This window comes from Streptosporangium brasiliense (genome assembly GCF_030811595.1).
GTDB classification, from domain to species: Bacteria; Actinomycetota; Actinomycetes; order Streptosporangiales; family Streptosporangiaceae; genus Streptosporangium; species Streptosporangium brasiliense.
In genome coordinates this window covers 4,169,629-4,187,329 of sequence record NZ_JAUSRB010000002.1, presented here as the reverse complement: position 1 = coordinate 4,187,329, position 17,701 = coordinate 4,169,629, and the positions used below count along the sequence as shown (strand labels likewise).

The 17,701-nt window shown below is 72.3% G+C and carries 18 protein-coding genes; 12 read left to right on the top strand and 6 right to left on the bottom strand.

What is annotated here, in order from left to right:
- The first annotated feature begins 2 nt into the window (after positions 1-2).
- Genes J2S55_RS27910 through J2S55_RS27895 form a run of 4 tightly spaced genes read left to right on the top strand, consistent with a single transcriptional unit; the run spans position 3 to position 2,545 of the window.
- Complete coding sequence (locus J2S55_RS27910) at positions 3-443, top strand: hypothetical protein (protein WP_306866889.1); 441 nt, start codon at positions 3-5, stop codon at positions 441-443.
- 2 nt (positions 444-445) lie between these two features.
- Complete coding sequence (locus tag J2S55_RS27905; RefSeq protein ID WP_306866887.1) at positions 446-826, top strand: hypothetical protein; 381 nt, start codon at positions 446-448, stop codon at positions 824-826.
- A gap of 10 nt (positions 827-836) precedes the next feature.
- Entirely contained in the window at positions 837-1,943 is a 1,107-nt protein-coding gene (locus tag J2S55_RS27900) for a sensor histidine kinase (protein ID WP_306866884.1), read from the top strand.
- Positions 1,940-2,545, top strand: coding sequence for a response regulator transcription factor (locus tag J2S55_RS27895; RefSeq protein WP_306866881.1), 606 nt, complete (start codon positions 1,940-1,942; stop codon positions 2,543-2,545). The genes J2S55_RS27900 and J2S55_RS27895 overlap by 4 nt, the downstream gene beginning before the upstream one ends.
- 30 nt (positions 2,546-2,575) lie before the next feature.
- On the opposite strand, the gene J2S55_RS27890 is transcribed toward J2S55_RS27895, so the two are convergent.
- Positions 2,576-2,941, bottom strand: coding sequence for a VOC family protein (locus J2S55_RS27890; RefSeq protein WP_306866878.1), 366 nt, complete (start codon positions 2,939-2,941; stop codon positions 2,576-2,578).
- Between the two features lie 77 nt (positions 2,942-3,018).
- Positions 3,019-3,336, bottom strand: a complete 318-nt coding sequence (locus tag J2S55_RS27885) for a hypothetical protein (RefSeq protein ID WP_306866874.1) — start codon at positions 3,334-3,336, stop codon at positions 3,019-3,021.
- A 171-nt stretch (positions 3,337-3,507) separates the two neighbouring features.
- Between J2S55_RS27885 and J2S55_RS27880 the strand changes: the two genes are divergently transcribed.
- Positions 3,508-4,005, top strand: coding sequence for a beta-class carbonic anhydrase (locus tag J2S55_RS27880; RefSeq protein WP_306866870.1), 498 nt, complete (start codon positions 3,508-3,510; stop codon positions 4,003-4,005).
- A gap of 298 nt (positions 4,006-4,303) precedes the next feature.
- Here the strand turns inward: J2S55_RS27880 and J2S55_RS27875 are convergent, their stop codons facing one another.
- Complete coding sequence (locus J2S55_RS27875; protein ID WP_306866867.1) at positions 4,304-6,376, bottom strand: DNA gyrase/topoisomerase IV subunit B; 2,073 nt, start codon at positions 6,374-6,376, stop codon at positions 4,304-4,306.
- Between the two features lie 239 nt (positions 6,377-6,615).
- On the opposite strand from J2S55_RS27875, the gene J2S55_RS27870 reads away from it, so the two are divergent.
- The gene (locus J2S55_RS27870; RefSeq protein WP_306866864.1) at positions 6,616-6,846 is read left to right on the top strand and encodes a DUF7455 domain-containing protein; all 231 of its coding nucleotides are present in this window, start codon (positions 6,616-6,618) and stop codon (positions 6,844-6,846) included.
- Between the two features lie 3 nt (positions 6,847-6,849).
- Here the strand turns inward: J2S55_RS27870 and J2S55_RS27865 are convergent, their stop codons facing one another.
- On the bottom strand, positions 6,850-7,560 hold the full coding sequence (locus J2S55_RS27865) for a GNAT family N-acetyltransferase (protein WP_306866862.1): 711 nt from the start codon (positions 7,558-7,560) through the stop codon (positions 6,850-6,852).
- A gap of 46 nt (positions 7,561-7,606) precedes the next feature.
- Between J2S55_RS27865 and J2S55_RS27860 the strand changes: the two genes are divergently transcribed.
- Positions 7,607-8,347: a YaaA family protein gene (locus J2S55_RS27860; protein ID WP_306866860.1), complete on the top strand. Its 741-nt coding sequence runs from the start codon at positions 7,607-7,609 to the stop codon at positions 8,345-8,347.
- Positions 8,348-8,509: 162 nt separating this feature from the next.
- Here the strand turns inward: J2S55_RS27860 and J2S55_RS27855 are convergent, their stop codons facing one another.
- Positions 8,510-10,138: an RNA polymerase sigma factor gene (locus tag J2S55_RS27855; protein WP_306875591.1), complete on the bottom strand. Its 1,629-nt coding sequence runs from the start codon at positions 10,136-10,138 to the stop codon at positions 8,510-8,512.
- Positions 10,139-10,382: 244 nt separating this feature from the next.
- The gene (locus J2S55_RS27850; RefSeq protein ID WP_306866857.1) at positions 10,383-12,476 is read right to left on the bottom strand and encodes a SpoIIE family protein phosphatase; all 2,094 of its coding nucleotides are present in this window, start codon (positions 12,474-12,476) and stop codon (positions 10,383-10,385) included.
- Between the two features lie 743 nt (positions 12,477-13,219).
- Here J2S55_RS27850 and J2S55_RS27845 point away from each other — a divergent pair.
- The 5 genes from J2S55_RS27845 (at position 13,220) to J2S55_RS27825 (ending at position 17,686) form a co-directional block, all read left to right on the top strand.
- Positions 13,220-13,462 carry a hypothetical protein gene (locus tag J2S55_RS27845; protein WP_306866855.1) on the top strand — a complete coding sequence of 81 codons (243 nt, stop codon included), beginning with the start codon at positions 13,220-13,222 and terminating at the stop codon, positions 13,460-13,462.
- Between the two features lie 197 nt (positions 13,463-13,659).
- On the top strand, positions 13,660-15,171 hold the full coding sequence (locus J2S55_RS27840) for a hypothetical protein (protein WP_306875589.1): 1,512 nt from the start codon (positions 13,660-13,662) through the stop codon (positions 15,169-15,171).
- Between the two features lie 7 nt (positions 15,172-15,178).
- Positions 15,179-15,934, top strand: a complete 756-nt coding sequence (locus J2S55_RS27835; RefSeq protein WP_306866853.1) for a LamB/YcsF family protein — start codon at positions 15,179-15,181, stop codon at positions 15,932-15,934.
- Positions 15,935-15,944: 10 nt separating this feature from the next.
- Positions 15,945-16,817 (top strand): 5-oxoprolinase subunit B family protein, encoded by an 873-nt coding sequence (locus tag J2S55_RS27830; protein ID WP_306866851.1) that lies wholly within the window; start codon positions 15,945-15,947, stop codon positions 16,815-16,817.
- Positions 16,814-17,686: a 5-oxoprolinase subunit C family protein gene (locus tag J2S55_RS27825; protein ID WP_306866848.1), complete on the top strand. Its 873-nt coding sequence runs from the start codon at positions 16,814-16,816 to the stop codon at positions 17,684-17,686. Before J2S55_RS27830 ends, J2S55_RS27825 begins: the two co-directional genes overlap by 4 nt.
- The last annotated feature ends 15 nt before the right edge of the window (positions 17,687-17,701 follow it).

Below are 17,701 nucleotides of genomic sequence, written 5' to 3'. Positions count from 1 at the left end.
ACATGGACGACACACCCGCTCTCCCTCTCCGCCCCGCCGCCGCGATCTGGCGGCGTTGGCCCACGCTGGCCGGCCTCGCCATGGGCCTTTTCATGTTCCTGACCACCGACAGCTGGCGCCCCGGCGACGACACCACCTGGCTGCTGCCGCTCCTGGCGCTCGCCTACCTGGCCTTCGGCGCCGCCCGCGGCGAGCTGCGCAGGCCCGGCGTGCTGACGCTGCAGGGCGCCGGGCTGCTGGCGTACATCCTGCTGGCGGTGATCGCGCTGGTCGCCGATCCCGACGTCGGCCGCTACGTCGTCGCGGCCGGCTGGCTGGCCCACGCCGTCTGGGACGCCGCCCATCTCAAGGCCGGCCGGGTCGTGCCCCGCTGGTACGCCGAGTGGTGCATATGGATCGACCTCCTGGTCGGCGCCTCACTCCTGTTCCTCCCGGGGACGTGACCATGCGACTCCCCGTACGAGCGGTCCTGTACGGACTGACGACCTGGGTGGTCTGGGTCTCCCTGGTGGTCGGCGCGGTCGAGGCCCTGCCGGAGGCCGCCACCGGGACGGCGCTGTTCGTGACGCTGAAGACGGGCGCCCTGGTCACGATCGTGCTCGGCCTCGCCCTGCACTACCTGCGCAGGGCCGGCGGCGCCTCGACGGCCGAGGGCCTCCTGCTGGGCCTGCTGTGGACCGCCGTCCTGATCGTGATGGACCTCTGCCACTACCTGATGGTCCCCTTCGACGTCGGCGCCTACTTCGCCACCGTCGCACCGGGCTACGTGGTCGTGCCGGTTCTCACGACGCTGGCCGTACGGAGAGGACAGGATGTCGCGGCCTAGAATCGCGCTCGTGCGGGAGAGGCGGCTGCGCCGGGCCAGGATCGCCACGCTGGCCACGTTGAGCATGACCGTGCTGGCCGGCGTGGTCATGCCCGGAGCCGGGCTGCTGCGCGAGCCGAGCGCGGTCAGAGCGGCGCTCGGCGCCGCCGCCGTCCTGGCCTTCGCCGCCGCCCAGGCCGGGGTGCTGTACGCCGCGGTGACGCCCGCGCTGTCCGGGAAGACGCACCGGAGGTTGATCGTCGCGTTCGCGATCGCGACGCTCGCCTCGATCCCGCTGGCCGGGCCGGTCGGCGCCGGGCGGTGGGAGACCTGGGGATGGATCGGCGCCTCGGTGTTCGCCACGGCGCCGCTGCTGGCCGGGCGCGCCGTGGCCGTCGCCGTCATGGCGGCGGCCGTGGCCGTCTCCGCCGGGGTCGGCTGGTGGCTGGGCGGCCCGGTCCACGAGTACGTGCTGGTCACCTCGCTGAGCGGGATCGCCACCGTCCTGGTCAGCGGCCTGCACGTCTGGCTGTGGAACCTGCTGCTGGAGGCCGAGGACGGCAGGGCCGCGCAGGCCAGGCTGGCCGCCGCGGAGGAGCGGCTGAGATTCGCGCGGGACGTGCACGACCTGCTCGGCCACGATCTCTCCGTGATCGCGTTGAAGGCCGAGCTGGCCGAGCGGGCCCCCGAGCGCGCCGCGCAGGAGGTCGCGGACCTGCGACGGCTGGCCGCCGCCGCCCTCACCGACCTGCGGCAGACCGTGCACGGCTACCGCCAGGTGGACCTGCGGGCCCAGCTCACCGCGGTCGAGCGGGTGCTCAGCTCCTCCGGCGTCCGCTGCACCACCTCCCAGCCGCGCGGCGAACTGCCGCAGGAGGTGGCCGCCCAGCTCGCGTACGTCCTGCGCGAGGCGAGCACGAACGTGCTCAGGCACAGCCGGGCGGGCTGGTGCAGGATCGAGATCTCCCACGACGACGACGAGGTGCGGATGACCGTGACGAACGACGGCGCGACCGCGGCGGGTCCCGACCGCCACAGCTCCGGGCTGCGCGGCATGGCCGAGCGGTTGGCCGGAGCGGGCGGCACGCTCCGCACCAGCCTCGACGACGGCGTGTTCACGCTCGAGGTGACCCTGTGATCAGGGTCCTGCTCGCCGACGACGAGGAGCTGATCAGGTCGGCGCTGGCGGCCCTGCTCGGCCTCGAAGGCGACCTGGAGGTGGTGGCGCAGGCGGCCGACGGCCGGGCGGCGGTGGAGGCGGCGCTGGCCCACCGCCCCCACGTGGCCGTGGTCGACCTGGAGATGCCCGCGCTCGGCGGGCTGGAGGTCAGCGCCGAGCTCGCCGCCGCGCTGCCCTCCTGCGCCGTCGTCATCCTCACCGGGTACGGCCGGCCGCCCCTGCTCAAGCGGGCGCTGGAGGCCGGGGCCAAGGGATTCCTGCCCAAGGGATCGCCCGGCGGGGCGCTGGCCGACGTGATAAGGCGGGTGCACGCGGGCGGCCGCTACGTCGACCCGGCGCTGGCCGCGGACGCGCTCACCGCGCCGGAGTGCCCGCTGACGCCGCGCGAGCTCGACGTGCTGAGGCTGGCGGAGTATGACACTCCGGTCGCGGTGATCGCCAGGCGCACCCACCTGTCGAACGGCACCGTGCGCAACTACATGGCCGCCATCGTCACCAAACTCGGCGTGTCGAGCAGGGCCGAGGCGTTCGTGCTCGCCCGCGACCAGGGCTGGCTCTGACTTCGCCGGCTTCTCACGTCCGGCGGGGACCTAGTCCACGCAGAAGCAGAACGGATGCCCGGCCGGATCGAGGAAGACCCGGAACCCGTCGTTCTCGCCCGGCTGGTGCCGGTGTTTGACCGCGCCCAGCGCGAGGGCCTCGGCCTCGGCCCTGTCGAGGTCGTCCACCGTCAGGTCCAGGTGCAGCTGCTGGGGCCGGTCGGGGTTGGGCCAGTCCGGCGGCTGGTGGTCCTCGGCGAGCTGGAAGCAGAGCCGTCCTGGCTGCCCGTTGGTGACGACCACCCAGTCGTCCTCGACGGAAGTGATCTCCCAGCCCAGGAGCGCGCTGTAGAAGTCAGCGAGACGCTTGGGGTCCGGACAGTCGAGGACGACTGACCGCATCCGCGCGATTGCCACGGTTTCCTCCTCAATGACGACACCATCATGAAGCCGATGACAGTGTCCCCCGGGATCTCGGCGGTATTCCTCCCCGGTCAGGCCAGTGAGCCCTGGAGCGCGGACCGGATCGCCAGCAGCAGCTGCCAGGGCTCACCGGACTCCCACGAACGGACGAGCCCCGTGATCCGCCCGTCCGGCTGGAAGTCGTCGAAGCCGTGCGAGCCGTAGCATCCGGCCTCCACGAGCACCGCCAGGAGCGGATCGTCGTCGTCGAGCGACTGGGTGTAGGCCGCCGCGTCGAGCAGGGCGAGCGCCGAGCGGGCGTTGCGGCCCCCGTCGCGGACCTCCACCCGGTCCAGCTTCCGCCTGCCCTCGGCACGCAGATATTCGGCCAGGGATTCGATCCTGCTCATGACCCTCTCCAGGTTGCCGCACTTCACGTCACGACATCATCACTCATGGTGAGGGCCAATTGTGGGATCTTCCCGAAGTCGCGCCGGCATGACCCCCGGAAACATCTACGAAACGGGCATGCAGGATTATTGATTCGTTGATACCGCTACCGTCGAGCAAGGGATGTTCACGTGAGTGCCTTCGATGACCTGCTGGCCGCGAACGAGGAGTTCTCCGCCACATTCACCGACTCGGCGCTGACCGGTAGGGCGGCGCGCGGCCTGGCGGTGGTGACCTGCATGGACTCCCGGATCAACCCGCTGGGGGTGTTCGGCCTGAAGCCGGGCGACGCCAAGATCCTGCGCAACGCCGGAGCCCGGGTCACCGACGACGTGCTGCGGACGCTCGTGCTGGCGGTCTACCTGCTGGGCGTGGAACGGGTGCTGGTCATGCCGCACACCGACTGCGGCATGGCGAAGAGCACCGACGACGACGTGCACAAGCTCGCCGCCCAGCACGGTGTCGACACCCGGAGCCTGGAGTTCCACACCGTCCCCGACCAGGACGCCGCCCTGCGCCATGACCTGACGCGCATCAGGACCAGCCCGTTCCTCCCCCGGGAGCTGGCCATCGGAGGCGCCATCTACGACGTGCGCACCGGCAAGCTCGGGCCGGTCGACCTGACCTGACGCCCCGCCCCCGGCGGAGCCCGCCACGCGCCGGGGGCCCGGCGCGTGGCCACGGCGCGGGCACGGACCCACCGGTCGGCGGCCGTACCCGCCGCTGAACGGCACAGGGGACGGCCGTCGGCCGTACTGATCACTGGACGACGCGAGGGACGGCCGGCGGCCGTTGAACTCCAGGGCTCACAGGGGCCCGAGTGACGTCCGGCCGGGACGGTCGCGTGAGGGCGGCCGGGAGCGGGCCGCCCGCCGGACCGGCCTCTGGAGGGCCGGTGGCCGGACGGGCGGGCCTGGGGGCGGTGTCCTAGGCGTCGATGTGGTCGCGGTCGATCTCGGCCGCGCTGCCCACGATGAACTCCCGGCGGGGGGCCACGTCGCTGCCCATCAGGAGATCGAAGATGCGCTCGGCCTCCTCGATGTCCTCGATCCTGACCCGGCGCAGGGTCCGGTGCCGGGGCTCCATGGTCGTCTCGGCCAGCTGGTCGGCGTCCATCTCGCCCAGACCCTTGTAGCGCTGCACCGGGTCCTTCCAGCGCTTGCCGCGGCGCTCCAGGTCACGCAGGACCCGGTGCAGCTCGGCGTCGGAGTAGCAGTAGACGTATTTGCTCTGCCCGCGGCCGGGGTTGGTGACCTCGATCCGGTGCAGCGGCGGGACGGCGGCGAAGACGCGACCGGCCTCGACCATCGGCCTCATGTAGCGGTGGAACAGGGTCAGCAGCAGGCAGCGGATGTGCGCGCCGTCCACGTCGGCGTCGGCCATCAGGATGACCTTGCCGTAGCGGGCGGCCTCGATGTCGAACGAGCGGCCCGAGCCCGCGCCGATGACCTGGATGATCGCGGCACACTCGGCGTTCTTGAGCATGTCGGCGACGGACGCCTTCTGCACGTTCAGGATCTTGCCGCGGATCGGCAGCAGCGCCTGGAACTCCGAGTCGCGGGCGGCGCGGGCGGTGCCCAGCGCCGAGTCGCCCTCGACGATGAACAGCTCGCTGCGGTCCACGTCGTCGCTGCGGCAGTCGACCAGCTTGGCCGGGAGCGCCGAGTTCTCCAGGGCGGTCTTGCGCCGCTGGTTGTCGCGGTGCTCGCGGGCCGCGATGCGGGCCTTCGCGGCTGCGACGATCTTCTCCAGGGCCGCCCGGAGCTGCGGCTTGAGTGCGCGCGAGGGGTTGGCGAACAGCTCCTTGAGCTCGCGGGAGACCACGTGGGCGACGATCCGCGAGGCCGCCGCGGTGCCCAGGACCTCCTTGGTCTGCCCCTCGAACTGCGGCTCGGGCACCCGGACGGTCACCACGCCGGTGAGGCCCTCCAGGATGTCCTCCCGGGTGACCGGGGCGTCGCCGTTCTTCAGCAGGCGGGTCTCGCGCAGCTGCTCGTTGAGGGTGCGGACCAGGGCGCGCTCGAAGCCGTTGACGTGGGTGCCGCCCTTGGGGGTGGCGATCACGTTGACGAAGGAGCGGACGGTGCTGTCGTAGCCCTTGCCCCAGCGCAGCGCGACGTCCACGGTGAGCTCGCGCTGGACCTCGGTGGGGGTCATGTGCCCCAGGTCGTCGAGGACCGGCACGGTCTCGTGGAAGTGGCCGACGCCCTGCAGCCGCAGCACCTGGCAGACGGCCTCGTCGCGGGCGAGGAACTCGGTGAACTCCGAGATGCCCCCGTCGAAGTGGAACTCCTCCTCGGTCACCTCCTCGCCGCGGCTGTCGCGCACGGCCAGGGTGAGGCCGGGGACCAGGAAGGCGGTCTGGCGGAGGCGGACGTGGATCTCGTCGAGGGAGACCTCGGCCTCGGGCAGGAAGATCTGGCGGTCGGCCCAGAAGCGGACGCGGGTGCCGGTCACCTTGCGGGTGAGCTTGCCGCCGTCGCGCAGGCCGGACTTCTTCTTGAACTTGGCGGTGGGCCCGTCGCCGTCGAAGACGCCGGGGACGCCCCTGCGGAAGCTCATCTCGTGGATCTGGCCGTCGCGGTCGACCTCGACGTCCAGCCGGGACGACAGGGCGTTGACCACGGAGGCGCCGACGCCGTGCAGGCCGCCGGAGGCGGCGTAGGAGCCGCCGCCGAACTTCCCGCCCGCGTGCAGCTTGGTGTAGACGAGCTCGACTCCGGCCAGACCGCTCTTGGGCTCGATGTCCACCGGGATGCCGCGGCCGTTGTCACGGACCTCGATCGACCCGTCGGCGTGCAGCTCGACCTCGATGCGGGTGCAGTAACCGGCCAGGGCCTCGTCGACCCCGTTGTCCACGATCTCCCAGAGACAGTGCATGAGACCGCGACTGTCGGTGGACCCGATGTACATGCCCGGGCGTTTGCGGACGGCTTCGAGACCCTCCAGAACCGACAGATGACGGGCTGTATAACCCGCCTCCACGCTAACTGCGGTCACACCCACTCCCACTCTGCTCGAACACGTGTGCGCAGCCTACCGTTCTTCCCGGCGCGGCGCGTACAAGCTTGCCATCAGGGTCCCAACAGCGTTACTTCCGGCGTGCCCGCCGTTACTTTCGGACACTTTCCGCTCTCGGCGTAGCCGGGGGTCGGTTGGGAACGTTCGCATCGGGTTAGATGTTCTCTCAAGTGACTGACGCCAGATCCTCCACACGGGGATGACCTGAAAGGCGATACGTGACTGGAACTCTCGCCCCCGCCAAGCAGCTGAAGGCCACGGACCGCTGTGACCGGTGTGGCGCCCAGGCCTACATCCGCGCAACCCTGCCCGTAGGTGGGGAGCTGCTCTTCTGCGCCCACCACGGGCGGCAGCACGTAGCTGTGCTCAGAGCCAAGGGCGCCGACATCCAGGACGAGTCGGCACGCCTCAGCGACACCCCTTCGACCGCGAACAATGACGAACGGTAGGAATCACCGGACCCGATAGTGATATCGGCCGGACACCGTGAAGCCCTGCTGCCCGTAGAGCGACCGGGCCGCGGTGTTCGACTCCACCACGACGAGATATGCCTTCTGCGCGCCCTGCTCCCACGCATGTGAGAGCAGGGCGCGCAGTATCTCCCGCCCATGTCCCCGGCGCCGGGCCTCCGGCGCCACGGCCATGCAGTAGATCCCGAACCACTCTCCCTGGACGACACCCCGCCCGACGGCCTGCCGCCCCAGCGAGGCGTATACGGCGGGCACGCCGGTGAGGATCCGTCCGGCCGTCGCCGGCCCCTCGTCACCGAACCTCCCGTCCACGCTCCACCAGGTGTCCAGCCACGCCTGTGAGGGCTCCGGCACGAGCTCGACCCCTCCCCCGGCCGGTACGGCGTGCGTCAGCGGCGCCGTCATGACCAGCGTGGGGTCCACCAACCGATAATCACGCGCCCGCAGCTCCGCGTCCAGCCCGCCGGACGCGCCCGCGCCCACGGAGAACACGCACGGCAGCCCCCGGTCGGCGTAGAACTTCTCCGCCTCGGCGACAGCCTCGCCCAGGTTCTCCGGCTCCCCGAGCGGCAGCACCGAGTTGGCCCGCTTGGTCACCCCGTCCGCGGCGCGCAGCACCCATCCGCCCACGTCCACCCGGTGGAACGCCGGCCAGGCCCGGTCGACGAGGCGGTCGAAAACGTCGTCGTTCATGGCCGGAGATCCTAGCTCCCCGCCCCCCGCACTACGCTCGGCGACTGTGTTGATTCTGCTACCACCGTCGGAGGGGAAGGCCGAGCTGGGCGACGGCCCCGCTCTCGACCTGTCCCGGCTGAGCTTCCCCTCCCTGAACGCGTCCAGGGAGGCCGTCGTGGAGGCGCTCATCGCGCTCTGCGACAGGCCCGAGGCGCCGGCCGTGCTCGGACTGTCGCCGGGACAGCTCGGCGAGCTCGACAAGGACCGGGCTCTGCGGACCGCACCCACCTTGACGGCCGCCGAGCTCTACACCGGCGTCCTCTACGACAACCTGGGCCTGGCCTCGCTGTCGCCCGGGGCGGCCGGGCGGGCGGCGGAGAGCGTTCTGATCTTCTCCGGGCTCTGGGGCCTGCTCCGGATCGGCGACCGGGTGCCACCGTACCGCCTGGCCATGGGCGTGCGCCTGCCGCCGATGGGTGGGCTGGGAGCCTACTGGCGCCGGGCTGTCACACCGGTCCTGGACGCCCGGCCCGGCCTGGTGGTGGACCTGCGCTCCAGCAGCTACGCGACGGCCTGGCAGCCCGGCGGCCGGGCGGTCGCGGTGCGGGTCTTCAGGGACGGCAAGGTCGTCACCCACATGGCCAAGGCCACCCGGGGCGTGGTCGCCCGCTCCCTGCTGGAGGCCGGCTGCGACCCCCGGACGCCGGAGGAGCTGGTCAAGATTCTGGACGACCTCGGCCACGCCGTCACCCTCGGCCCGCCTCCCACCGGCAGGCGGCCGTGGAGCCTCGACATCACGGTGTGACCCGCGGCGCGGCCGTCCGGTGCGGGTCTCCTCCTCCGGTCGGCGCCCACCGGCCGGGGCACCGGGCCGGCGCGCCGTCCCGAGGCCGGGGCACCGGGCCGCCGCTCCGCCGTAACGCGACAGGGCCCGCGCCGTGTGGCGCGGGCCCTGTGCCGCGGAGTCTCAGTCGAGGTAGTCGCGCAGGACCTGGGACCGGGACGGGTGACGGAGCTTGGACATGGTCTTGGACTCGATCTGCCGGATGCGCTCGCGCGTCACCCCGTAGACCTTGCCGATCTCGTCCAGCGTCTTGGGCTGACCGTCGGTCAGGCCGAAACGCATCGAGACCACGCCCGCCTCGCGCTCGGACAAGGTGTCCAGAACGGAGTGGAGCTGCTCCTGCAGGAGCGTGAAGCTGACCGCGTCGGCCGGGACGATCGCCTCGGAGTCCTCGATGAGGTCACCGAACTCGCTGTCGCCCTCCTCACCCAGCGGGGTGTGCAGGGAGATCGGCTCACGGCCGTACTTCTGGACCTCGACGACCTTCTCAGGGGTCATGTCGAGCTCGCGGGCCAGCTCCTCGGGGGTCGGCTCGCGGCCCAGGTCCTGCAGCATCTGCCGCTGGACACGGGCCAGCTTGTTGATCACTTCCACCATGTGGACCGGGATGCGGATGGTCCGCGCCTGGTCGGCCATGGCCCGGGTGATCGCCTGCCGGATCCACCACGTGGCGTAGGTGGAGAACTTGTAGCCCTTGGTGTAGTCGAACTTCTCGACCGCACGGATCAGGCCCAGGTTCCCCTCCTGGATCAGGTCCAGGAAGAGCATGCCACGGCCGGTGTAGCGCTTGGCCAGCGAGACCACCAGACGGAGGTTGGCCTCCAGCAGGTGGTTCTTGGCCCGGCGCCCGTCTTCGGCGATCCATTCGAGTTCGGCGCGGACGTCCACCGGAAGCCTGTCGCCGTCGGTGCCCAGCTGCTCCTCGGCGAACAGGCCGGCCTCGATGCGCTTGGCGAGCTCGACCTCCTGCTCGGCGTTGAGCAGGGGGACCTTGCCGATCTGCTTGAGGTAGTCCTTGACCGGGTCGGCAGTGGCACCGGCGGCGGCGACCTGCGGCACGGGAGCGTCATCGTCGTCGTCGGAGAGGATGAGGACCTCGTCCTCGTTCTGCCCGACGGCCTCGGCCTTCGGCTCCTCCTCGACCTCGACCTCGACCTCGGTCTCAGCCTCGATCTCGACTTCGACCTCGACCTCGAGGTCGAAGTCCTCGATCTCGACGTCGTCCTCGAGCTCGATGACCTCGTCGTCCTCGCCGCCGGCCACCTTCGGCTTGGGCTCGGACTTGGCCGTGGGCGCGGGCGCCTCGGGTCCGGCCTTCTTCGGCGGACCGGGGATCGGTTTCTTGGCAGCCGGGGCGACCTTCTTGGCGGGAGCCGTCGGCTTCTTGGCCGCGGGCGCGGGCTCAGAGCCGCCGACGACCGCGGTGACGGTCTCCGGCTGCTCCTTGGCCGCCGCGGCGGTCTTGGTCTTCTTGACGGTGGCGGGAGCGGCAGGGGTGCGGCGCTTGTTCGAAGTCCGGGACTTCTTGGGGGCCGCGGAGTCCTCAGCGGTCAGCCGTACGGTGATGCCCTCTTTGCTGAGGCTACGCAGGATTCCAGCGACCTGCGCCATCGGGATGTCCGCTTCCTCGACGGCCTTGCGGACATCCTCGGACTCGAGGAACCCCTGCGAGCGTCCCCGCTCCATCAGCTGCTGAATGACGGGCTCGTTCAGCTCGGATGGCTTCGAGCGAGTCGAACTTGCAGGCGACACGAACACCTCTCGAAGGAAAGCGTGACGAGAATGGACCCAGATGCCCACTAGGGGCGGTTACCTCTAGTTGTGATGATGAACGAGGCCGCGCGAACCGCGACGCACCTGTCCAGCATTGTGACACGACACCGTGATCCATACGGCCGCCTCCTGGCGGTTGCCCTCCACCCTAGGCCGACCAAGAGAGTAGTGCGTACGGAAGCGGGGCACCGATACCCGAAAGCAACCGTTATGACTGTTTCATTCAGTCACTCTTCGTGGCCGGAGGGACATGGATCGCCAGCACCGTGACGTCATCATCCTGCTCATATCCCGACAGCATCCGATCAACGAGGAAATCCAGCAACATGTGCGGGCTTCCCACGACTTCGGGTGGCGCTTCGGTCACAACAGAGCAAAGTTCAGCAAGACCGGCATCCAGCCCACGCTTCCGGTTCTCCACCAGACCGTCCGAATACAGGACGGCGGTGTGGCCGGGCGGGACGCAGAAGCGGAACTGCCTGCGGCTCGTCGGCCAGCCGAGTGGGGTGCCCGGCTCGCCCTCGCACAGCAGCGGCATGCCCTGCGGTGAGACCAGCAGCGGCGGCGGGTGGCCGGCCAGCGCCAGCGTGCCCTCTCCCGTGCCGGGCTCCACGACCATGTAGGCGAGGGTCGTGACCTGCTCTTCCTCCTCTGTGGCCTCGAAGACCCGGTCCAGGCCGGTGAGGACCGCCGCGGGCGGCGGGTTGGTCAGCGCCAGGGCCCGCATGGCGTTGCGGATGCGGCCCATGCCGGCCGCGGCCTTGACGCCCTTGCCCATGACGTCGCCGACCACCGCCGCGACCCGGCCGTCCTGCAGGACGAACGCGTCGTACCAGTCGCCGCCGACCTGCACGTGGCGGCTGCCCGAGCGGAAGCGCTGGGCCAGCACCAGGCCGCGCACCACCGGCAGGCGGTCGGGCAGGAGGCTGCGCTGGAGCGTCTCGGCGGTGCGGTGCTCGCGCTCGAACAGGGTGGCCCGCTCCACGGCCAGGGCGCACTGCCCGGCGAGCGCCTCCAGGAACACCCCGTCTTCCTGGGAGATCTTCTGCGGACGGGTGAAGGAGAAGCGCAGCGCGCCGAGCGCGCGTCCCGCGGCCAGCAGCGGCAGGCCCACCCAGGCCCGCTCGTCGCTGTGGGCGATGAAGCCGGTGACGGTCTCCTCGTCGCCGCCGGCGTCCACGAGCTGGGCGCGCAGGCTGTCGGGCGACTCGGCGAAGACCGGACGGCGGCTGTTGACCGCCATGGTCATCACGCTGGAGTGCGACAGCGGGATCTCCTCGCCGGGCGCGCCGGGGACGTCCGGGATGCCGCCGCTGTTGACCAGCTTCAGCGCGGCCCGCTCGACGTCGAGCAGGGCCACGGCCGAGCGGTCGGCCGCCAGGGCCGTACGGCCCACGTCGATGATGACCTGGACGACCTGTTCGACGGTGAGCGCCTCGGCGAGCTGCGCCGTGGCGCCCTGCAGCCGCGCCGTCCGCAGGGCGGCGGCGCCGAGCTGGTCGGTGAGCCTGCCCCGCATCTCCTCGGCCTCGCGCTGCGGGGTGACGTCGGTGTTGGCGCCCACCCACTCGACCACCCGGCCGTGCCGGATGATCGGCACCGCGCGCACCTCGAAGTGGCGGTAGCCGCTGGCCCGGGTGCGGACCCGGTAGTTCCACTCGAACATGGTCCGGCCGCGCAGGGCCTCGCGCCAGGCCTCCTCCGCGTGCGGGCGGTCGTCGGGGTGGACGGCCTCCAGCCATCCGTGGGCGAGGTATTCCTCCAGGCCCTGGCCGGTGATGGCGCGCCACTGCGGCGCGTCCTCCGCCACGGCTCCGGTGGGGGCGGTGATCCACACGAGCTGGGACTGGGCCTCGACCAGCGAGCGGTAGCGCTCCTCGCTGCGCCGCAGGTCCTCCTCGACCTGCCTGCTGTCGGTGATGTCCACGCCGACCAGGCAGACCGCGCGCAGCGCGCCCTTGTCGTCGTGGATCGGGGAGAAGGTCAGCGACCAGTGACGGGTCTGCCCGTCGGAGGTGCGCACCCGGATCCGCTGGTCGGACTCGACCCCGGTCCCCTCGACGACGCCGCGGACCGACCCCTCCACCAGCGCGGTGAGGTCGGCGGAGAGCAGCTCGCCCGGGGCCCGGCCGACCAGGCGCTCGACCGGCAGGCCGACCACGTCGGCGAAGACCTCGTCGACCCGCTGGAACCGGCCCTCGGGGTCGAAGAACGCGAAGGCGAACGGCGACTGCGACAACAGGCCCTGCAACAGGCCGGGGTCTGAGATGTCCACACCCGACTCCCGGGGACGGGGCACGGAGGTTTCGGCGCTCACAGTCGGCACCTCCGTCGCGTGCCAGGGTCTCCCACGAGGCACATCTCCAAACTTGCGAATTGGCGTAGCGCAGCTCCGGGGGACCGGATCCTGCAGTACATCATCGGCGATGGGTGCACGCGGACGGAAGCCCCGCCCATGATGCGGTCGGCGCATCCCGCGGAGCTCCCGGTCCCGAAGCCCGGGCCCCCCACGCTAACGCGCCGGATCCCCGGCCCGGGCGCCACCCGACCGGCATCGCGCCGGAGCGGGACGGCGGTGCCGCCCCCCATCGCGTCCGCCCCCCTCCAGGGGTCGCCGCGACGGCCGCACCGGGGTGCGGGCGGCCCGCTCCCGGACGCTCCCGCCCGCTTCACGTCCTCGCCCCCGCCGACCTGCGCCGGCCTGGGCGTGACGCCGCCCCCACCGCCCTCCCGGGGCACCAGCGTGATCATCGCTGACGCCTTCGAACGTATGCGGCCAGGACCCTAGCAGGATCAAGCCGGACCGTCCCGACAACTGCCCACCTCATCTCCTTCAGCGTCCCAAGCAAGATCAGGCTACTGACTGATTGGCGATTTGGCTGCCCCTTCGCGAACACTCGTTTACTCCCGGGTCGACAAATCGAGTCAGGGTTGGGGTCAGCTTCGCATGTCACCCACTTAAGGGTTGACACTCGCGCGATAAGTTGTGGAATGAGAACGCACGTCCCCGCCGTCCATCCGGGGGATGCTCCCCGGGAAAACCGGAGGAATGCGACGCCCATGCCCGCACTCGCCATCCGCTTCACCGGCGGCACAACGACGTTCCAGGACCCGGTGAGCGCCCGTCTGGCCTCCGAGTTCCTCACCGTCCCCCTTGGCACCGTGGCACGGTGCGTGGCCGATGTGAGAGCCTGCGCCGAGCATCTGGGGGTCGACGCGACACCCGAGGTGATCGAGCGCGTGGCCCGCGAGCATCTGCTCGCCCGCGTGAACTCCGCGCCGCCACCGCGAAGTCCCCGGTAACATCGGGATCACCGGGCCGTGTTCCACGCACCGTCTGGCCCGGGAATGCGAGAAGGTTGGGACGTGAGCGAGCGGAGCGAGCGAGCCAATCAGCGCGGCGGCACTGGGCTCATACGGCCGACGGGGGAGGCCGCTTGAGCCGGCGACACCGTCGAGACCCCAGGGAGAGCCAGTCCCCGGACGAGGTGTTCTCCGAGATGCTGCTCGCCGCTCGCGAACTGCTGGCCGTGCGCAGCCCGCTGGACGCCGAGCTCATGGTCTCCGACATGGTCGGGGCCTGGTGGGGACGGCGGCTGCGGCGCGGGGACGCCGAGCAGGTCCTCGGCGAGGGGCTGGTCGACTACGCCGCCAAGGCGGGGTCCCCCGCCGCGCTGACCCTGCTGATCGCGCTGGCCTACCTCGGCACGGCCCGCCAGGCCGCCAAGGCCGAGGGCGCCGCGCTGGCGCTCATCGAGCGCGACGTGGCCAGGCCCCGCTGGGCCGACCGGCTGGGCGCGGTCAAGCCGGCCGGCTGCTACGTCTCCCGCGACGCCTACGGCGACCAGGACACCGTGGTGTGCACCTTCGCCTACCGCGGCGCCGACAGCGGCGAGGACCGGCACGCGCTGGTCGTGGTCGTCGACTACAACATGCGGGGGATCGCCCGCGACGCCTGGGTCTCCTCGCACGTGGACAAGCTCCTGGAGCAGGCCGGGGCCGAGGCCGAGGCCAACCCGATGCTGAGGTTCGAGGAGATCGAGCCACAGCAGGCCAGGGCGCTGCTGGAGTCGGCGATGAAGGCCACCGTGGACTACGGCGACCGCCGGACGACCGCGCCGGTCAGCGACAGCTACAGCGCCTACCACGCCTTCGCCCGGTCCCGGATCAAGGCCCTGCCGCCCGGCCGCAAGCGCCCGGCCCCGCTCCACAGCGAGGCCCCCTACAGCCGCGACCGCCGGGCGATGCTGGCGGCGGAGTTCCTCTCCTCGGACGCGGCCGAGCACCTGTCGGACCCGTCGGCGGCCTCGCGGTGCGCCGACCACATCATCGACTACGGCTGCGACCAGGACTTCGGCCGCCCACTACGGGTGAGCCCGACCAAGTGCCAGACGTTCCTGCTCGACTGGCTGCCGCGCAAGGTCATGCTCAGCCCGGCCGAGCAGGAGGCCGTCCCCTACGTGCTGGGGGCCTGGGCACGCTTCGCCGCGCGCCGGACCGGCCTGGCCGAGGAGGGCCTGCGCGCCACGCTCGACGGGATCTGGGAGGCCACGGCCAGGTTCGCCGAGACCTACCGCGACCCGACCACCTTCGGCCTCGACCGCGACCTGCTGGACCGGCTGCTGCCGGACGGCGACCTGTCGGCGCTGGCCCGGCGGGTGTTCGCGTTCCCGTTCCTGCAGGGCACACACGGCGAGATCAAGCTCGACCTGCTCAACCCGGCCGACGAGACCGACCGGCGAGTCCTGCTGGGCATCGACCACGGCGGCGAGCTCGACCGGCCCGACTACGACGAGCACCTCGCCTGGCACGAGGAGATCGCCGGCCGGCTCTGGGAGGGCGACCCGCCGCAGCTGTGGGAGGCCGCCCAGCGGCTGCTGGATCTCGGCCACGACCGGCACGACGTGCTGCACGTGCTGATCGAGATCGCCGAACGGATCGGTGACGACCCCGAGGAGCTGGCCATCGCCCTCGACGACATCGCCGACATTCCCGACGAGCCTCCGATGTAGGTGAGCCATGATGATCGACCTCAACGCCGACCTCGGCGAGGGTTTCGGAATCTGGCGGCTGGGCGACGACATGGCCCTGCTCGACCTGGTGACCAGCGCGAACATCGCCTGCGGGTTCCACGCCGGTGACCCGCTGACCATCCGCCGCACCTGCGCGGCGGCGGTGGACCGGGGCGTGGCGATCGGCGCCCAGGTGTCCTACCGGGACCTGGCCGGGTTCGGGCGGCGCGAGATGGAGGTGGACCCGGAGGAGCTCTGCGCCGAGGTGCTCTACCAACTGGCGGCGGTGGACGGGATCGCCAGGGCGATGGGCGGCCGGGTCTCCTACGTCAAGCCGCACGGCGCGCTCTACAACCGGATCTGCCGCGACCCCGAGCAGGCCGACGCGGTCGTGGAGGCCGTGGCCGACTACGACCGCGGCCTGCCGGTGCTCACCCTGCCCGGTTCGGCCGTCCATGAGATCGCCGCCCGGGAGGGCGTCGCCACCGTCACCGAGGCCTTCGCCGACCGCGCCTACACCCCCTCGGGGGCTCTGGTCCCCCGCCGCTCACCCGGCGCGGTGCTGCACGACCCCGCCGAGGTCGCGGCCCGGGCGGTGCGCATGGCGACCGCCCACACGGTGACCGCGGTGGACGGCTCACAGGTCCCGGTGGACGCCCGCTCGATCTGCGTGCACGGCGACACCCCTGACGCCGTGCTGCTGGCGCGGGCCGTCCGTGACGGCCTGGCCGCGGCCGGGGTGACGCTGAAGGCGTTCACGTGAGGCAGGAGCGGTGACCGGCGGGCCCCTCCCCCGGCACGGCCCGGGCGACGCCCGCCCCGCGCAAGCACCGGAGCACCGTCCGCCGGCCGGTCCGGAGAGAGCACACCCCGGCGACGCCCGCCCCGCGGAGACGCCGGAGCACCGCCCGGAGGGAGCGGGCGCGCCCCTCGGGGCGGACGAGACCCACGGGCAGAGCGCCTCCCTCCCGGCGGAGACCCCGGCGGAGACTCCCGCCGGGGGAGCCCGGGGGCGCGGGGAGCCGATCCGCCGGGCCGGGGAGCACGCCCTGCTGGTGGAGACCGGGTCGCTGGAGGTCTCCCACCGGCTGGACGCCCTCCTGCGGGAGGGCCGGCCGGCCGGGGTGGTCGAGATCGTGCCCGGCCCGGCGACCGTCCTCGTCGTCGCACCGGGCGCCGACCTGTCCCGGCTCCGCTCCCGCCTGTCCCTCCTGCTCGGTACGGCGCGCGAGGCCGGAGCCGGCTCCCCCGCCGCCCGGAGGACGGTGACGGTCCCGGTGGTCTACGACGGCGCCGACCTGGACGACGTGGCCGCCCTGAGCGGGCTGTCCGCCGGAGAGGTCGTCGAGCGGCACACCCGGCGGGAGCTGGTGGTGGGCTGGCTCGGCTTCGCCCCGGGGTTCGCCTACCTCACCGGCCTGGACCCGGTGCTGCACGTGCCCCGGCTGCCCACCCCCCGGACCTCGGTGCCCGCCGGCTCCGTGGCGATCGCCGGCCCCTACTCGGCGGTCTACCCCTCGGCCTCGCCCGGGGGCTGGCGGCTGCTCGGGCGCTCCCTCATGGCGGTGTGGGACGTGAGCGCCGATCCGCCCGCCGTACTGACGCCGGGCACGCGGGTGCGCTTCCAGGCGGTCACCGGCCCATGATCGAGGTCGTCGCACCGGGACCGTACGCCACCGTGCAGGATCTCGGCCGTCCCGGCCACGGCCACCTCGGTGTGCCGTGCTCCGGCGCCGCCGACGCGCCGAGCCTGCGGCTGGCCAACCGTCTGGTCGGCAATCCGGAGGGTGCCGCCGGGATCGAGCTGACCTTCGGCGGCGCCCGGCTGCGCTTCACCGGCGGGGCCTGGGCCGCCGTCACCGGCGCCCCCTGCCCGCTGGAGCTGCGCCGGCCGGGCGGGGTGGTCCGGCCGGGGATGGCCGCGCCGTTCTGGGTGCCGCCGGGCGGCGAGCTGCGGGTGGCGCTCCCCTCCACCGGCCTGCGGACCTACGTCGCGGTCCGGGGCGGCGTCGACGTGCCCGTCACCATGGGGAGCCGCTCGACCGACTCCCTGTCCGGCCTCGGCCCCGCTCCGCTCCGGGCCGGCACGGTCCTGCCCGTGGGGCCGACCGGCGCCCTGCCCCCCATCACCGTGGACGCGGCGCCGCCCCCCGCCGCCCGGCCGGACGTGCTGCGGGTCCTGCCGGGCCCCCGCGACGACTGGTTCGTCCCCGAGGCGCTGGCGACCCTGTGCGCGCAGCCGTATCTGGTGAGCCAGGACAGCAACCGGGTCGGCGTGCGGCTGGAGGGCGCCCGCCTGGAGCGCGCCCGCGGCGGGGAGCTGCCCAGCGAGGGCATGGTCGCCGGTGCCCTCCAGGTGCCGCCCGACGGCCGGCCGATCGTCTTCCTCGCCGACCACCCGCCGACGGGCGGCTATCCGGTGATCGCCGTCCTCGTCTCGGCCGACCTCGCCGGCGCCGCCCAGCTCCGCCCCGGCGACCGGGTCCGCTTCCGCCTCGGCCGGGAACGGGCCTGAGCAGGCGGCCGACGG

What these genes read in the sequence shown, in the direction of transcription:
- J2S55_RS27910 (WP_306866889.1), top strand. Translation starts at nt 3, where the DNA reads ATGGACGACACACCCGCTCTCCCTCTCCGCCCCGCCGCCGCGATCTGG.
- J2S55_RS27905 (WP_306866887.1), top strand. Translation starts at nt 446, where the DNA reads ATGCGACTCCCCGTACGAGCGGTCCTGTACGGACTGACGACCTGGGTG.
- J2S55_RS27885 (WP_306866874.1), bottom strand. Translation starts at nt 3,336, where the DNA reads ATGAGCAGGATCGAATCCCTGGCCGAATATCTGCGTGCCGAGGGCAGG.
- J2S55_RS27865 (WP_306866862.1), bottom strand. Translation starts at nt 7,560, where the DNA reads ATGAACGACGACGTTTTCGACCGCCTCGTCGACCGGGCCTGGCCGGCG.
- J2S55_RS27845 (WP_306866855.1), top strand. Translation starts at nt 13,220, where the DNA reads ATGCCCGCACTCGCCATCCGCTTCACCGGCGGCACAACGACGTTCCAG.
- J2S55_RS27840 (WP_306875589.1), top strand. Translation starts at nt 13,660, where the DNA reads ATGCTGCTCGCCGCTCGCGAACTGCTGGCCGTGCGCAGCCCGCTGGAC.
- J2S55_RS27835 (WP_306866853.1), top strand. Translation starts at nt 15,179, where the DNA reads ATGATGATCGACCTCAACGCCGACCTCGGCGAGGGTTTCGGAATCTGG.
- J2S55_RS27825 (WP_306866848.1), top strand. Translation starts at nt 16,814, where the DNA reads ATGATCGAGGTCGTCGCACCGGGACCGTACGCCACCGTGCAGGATCTC.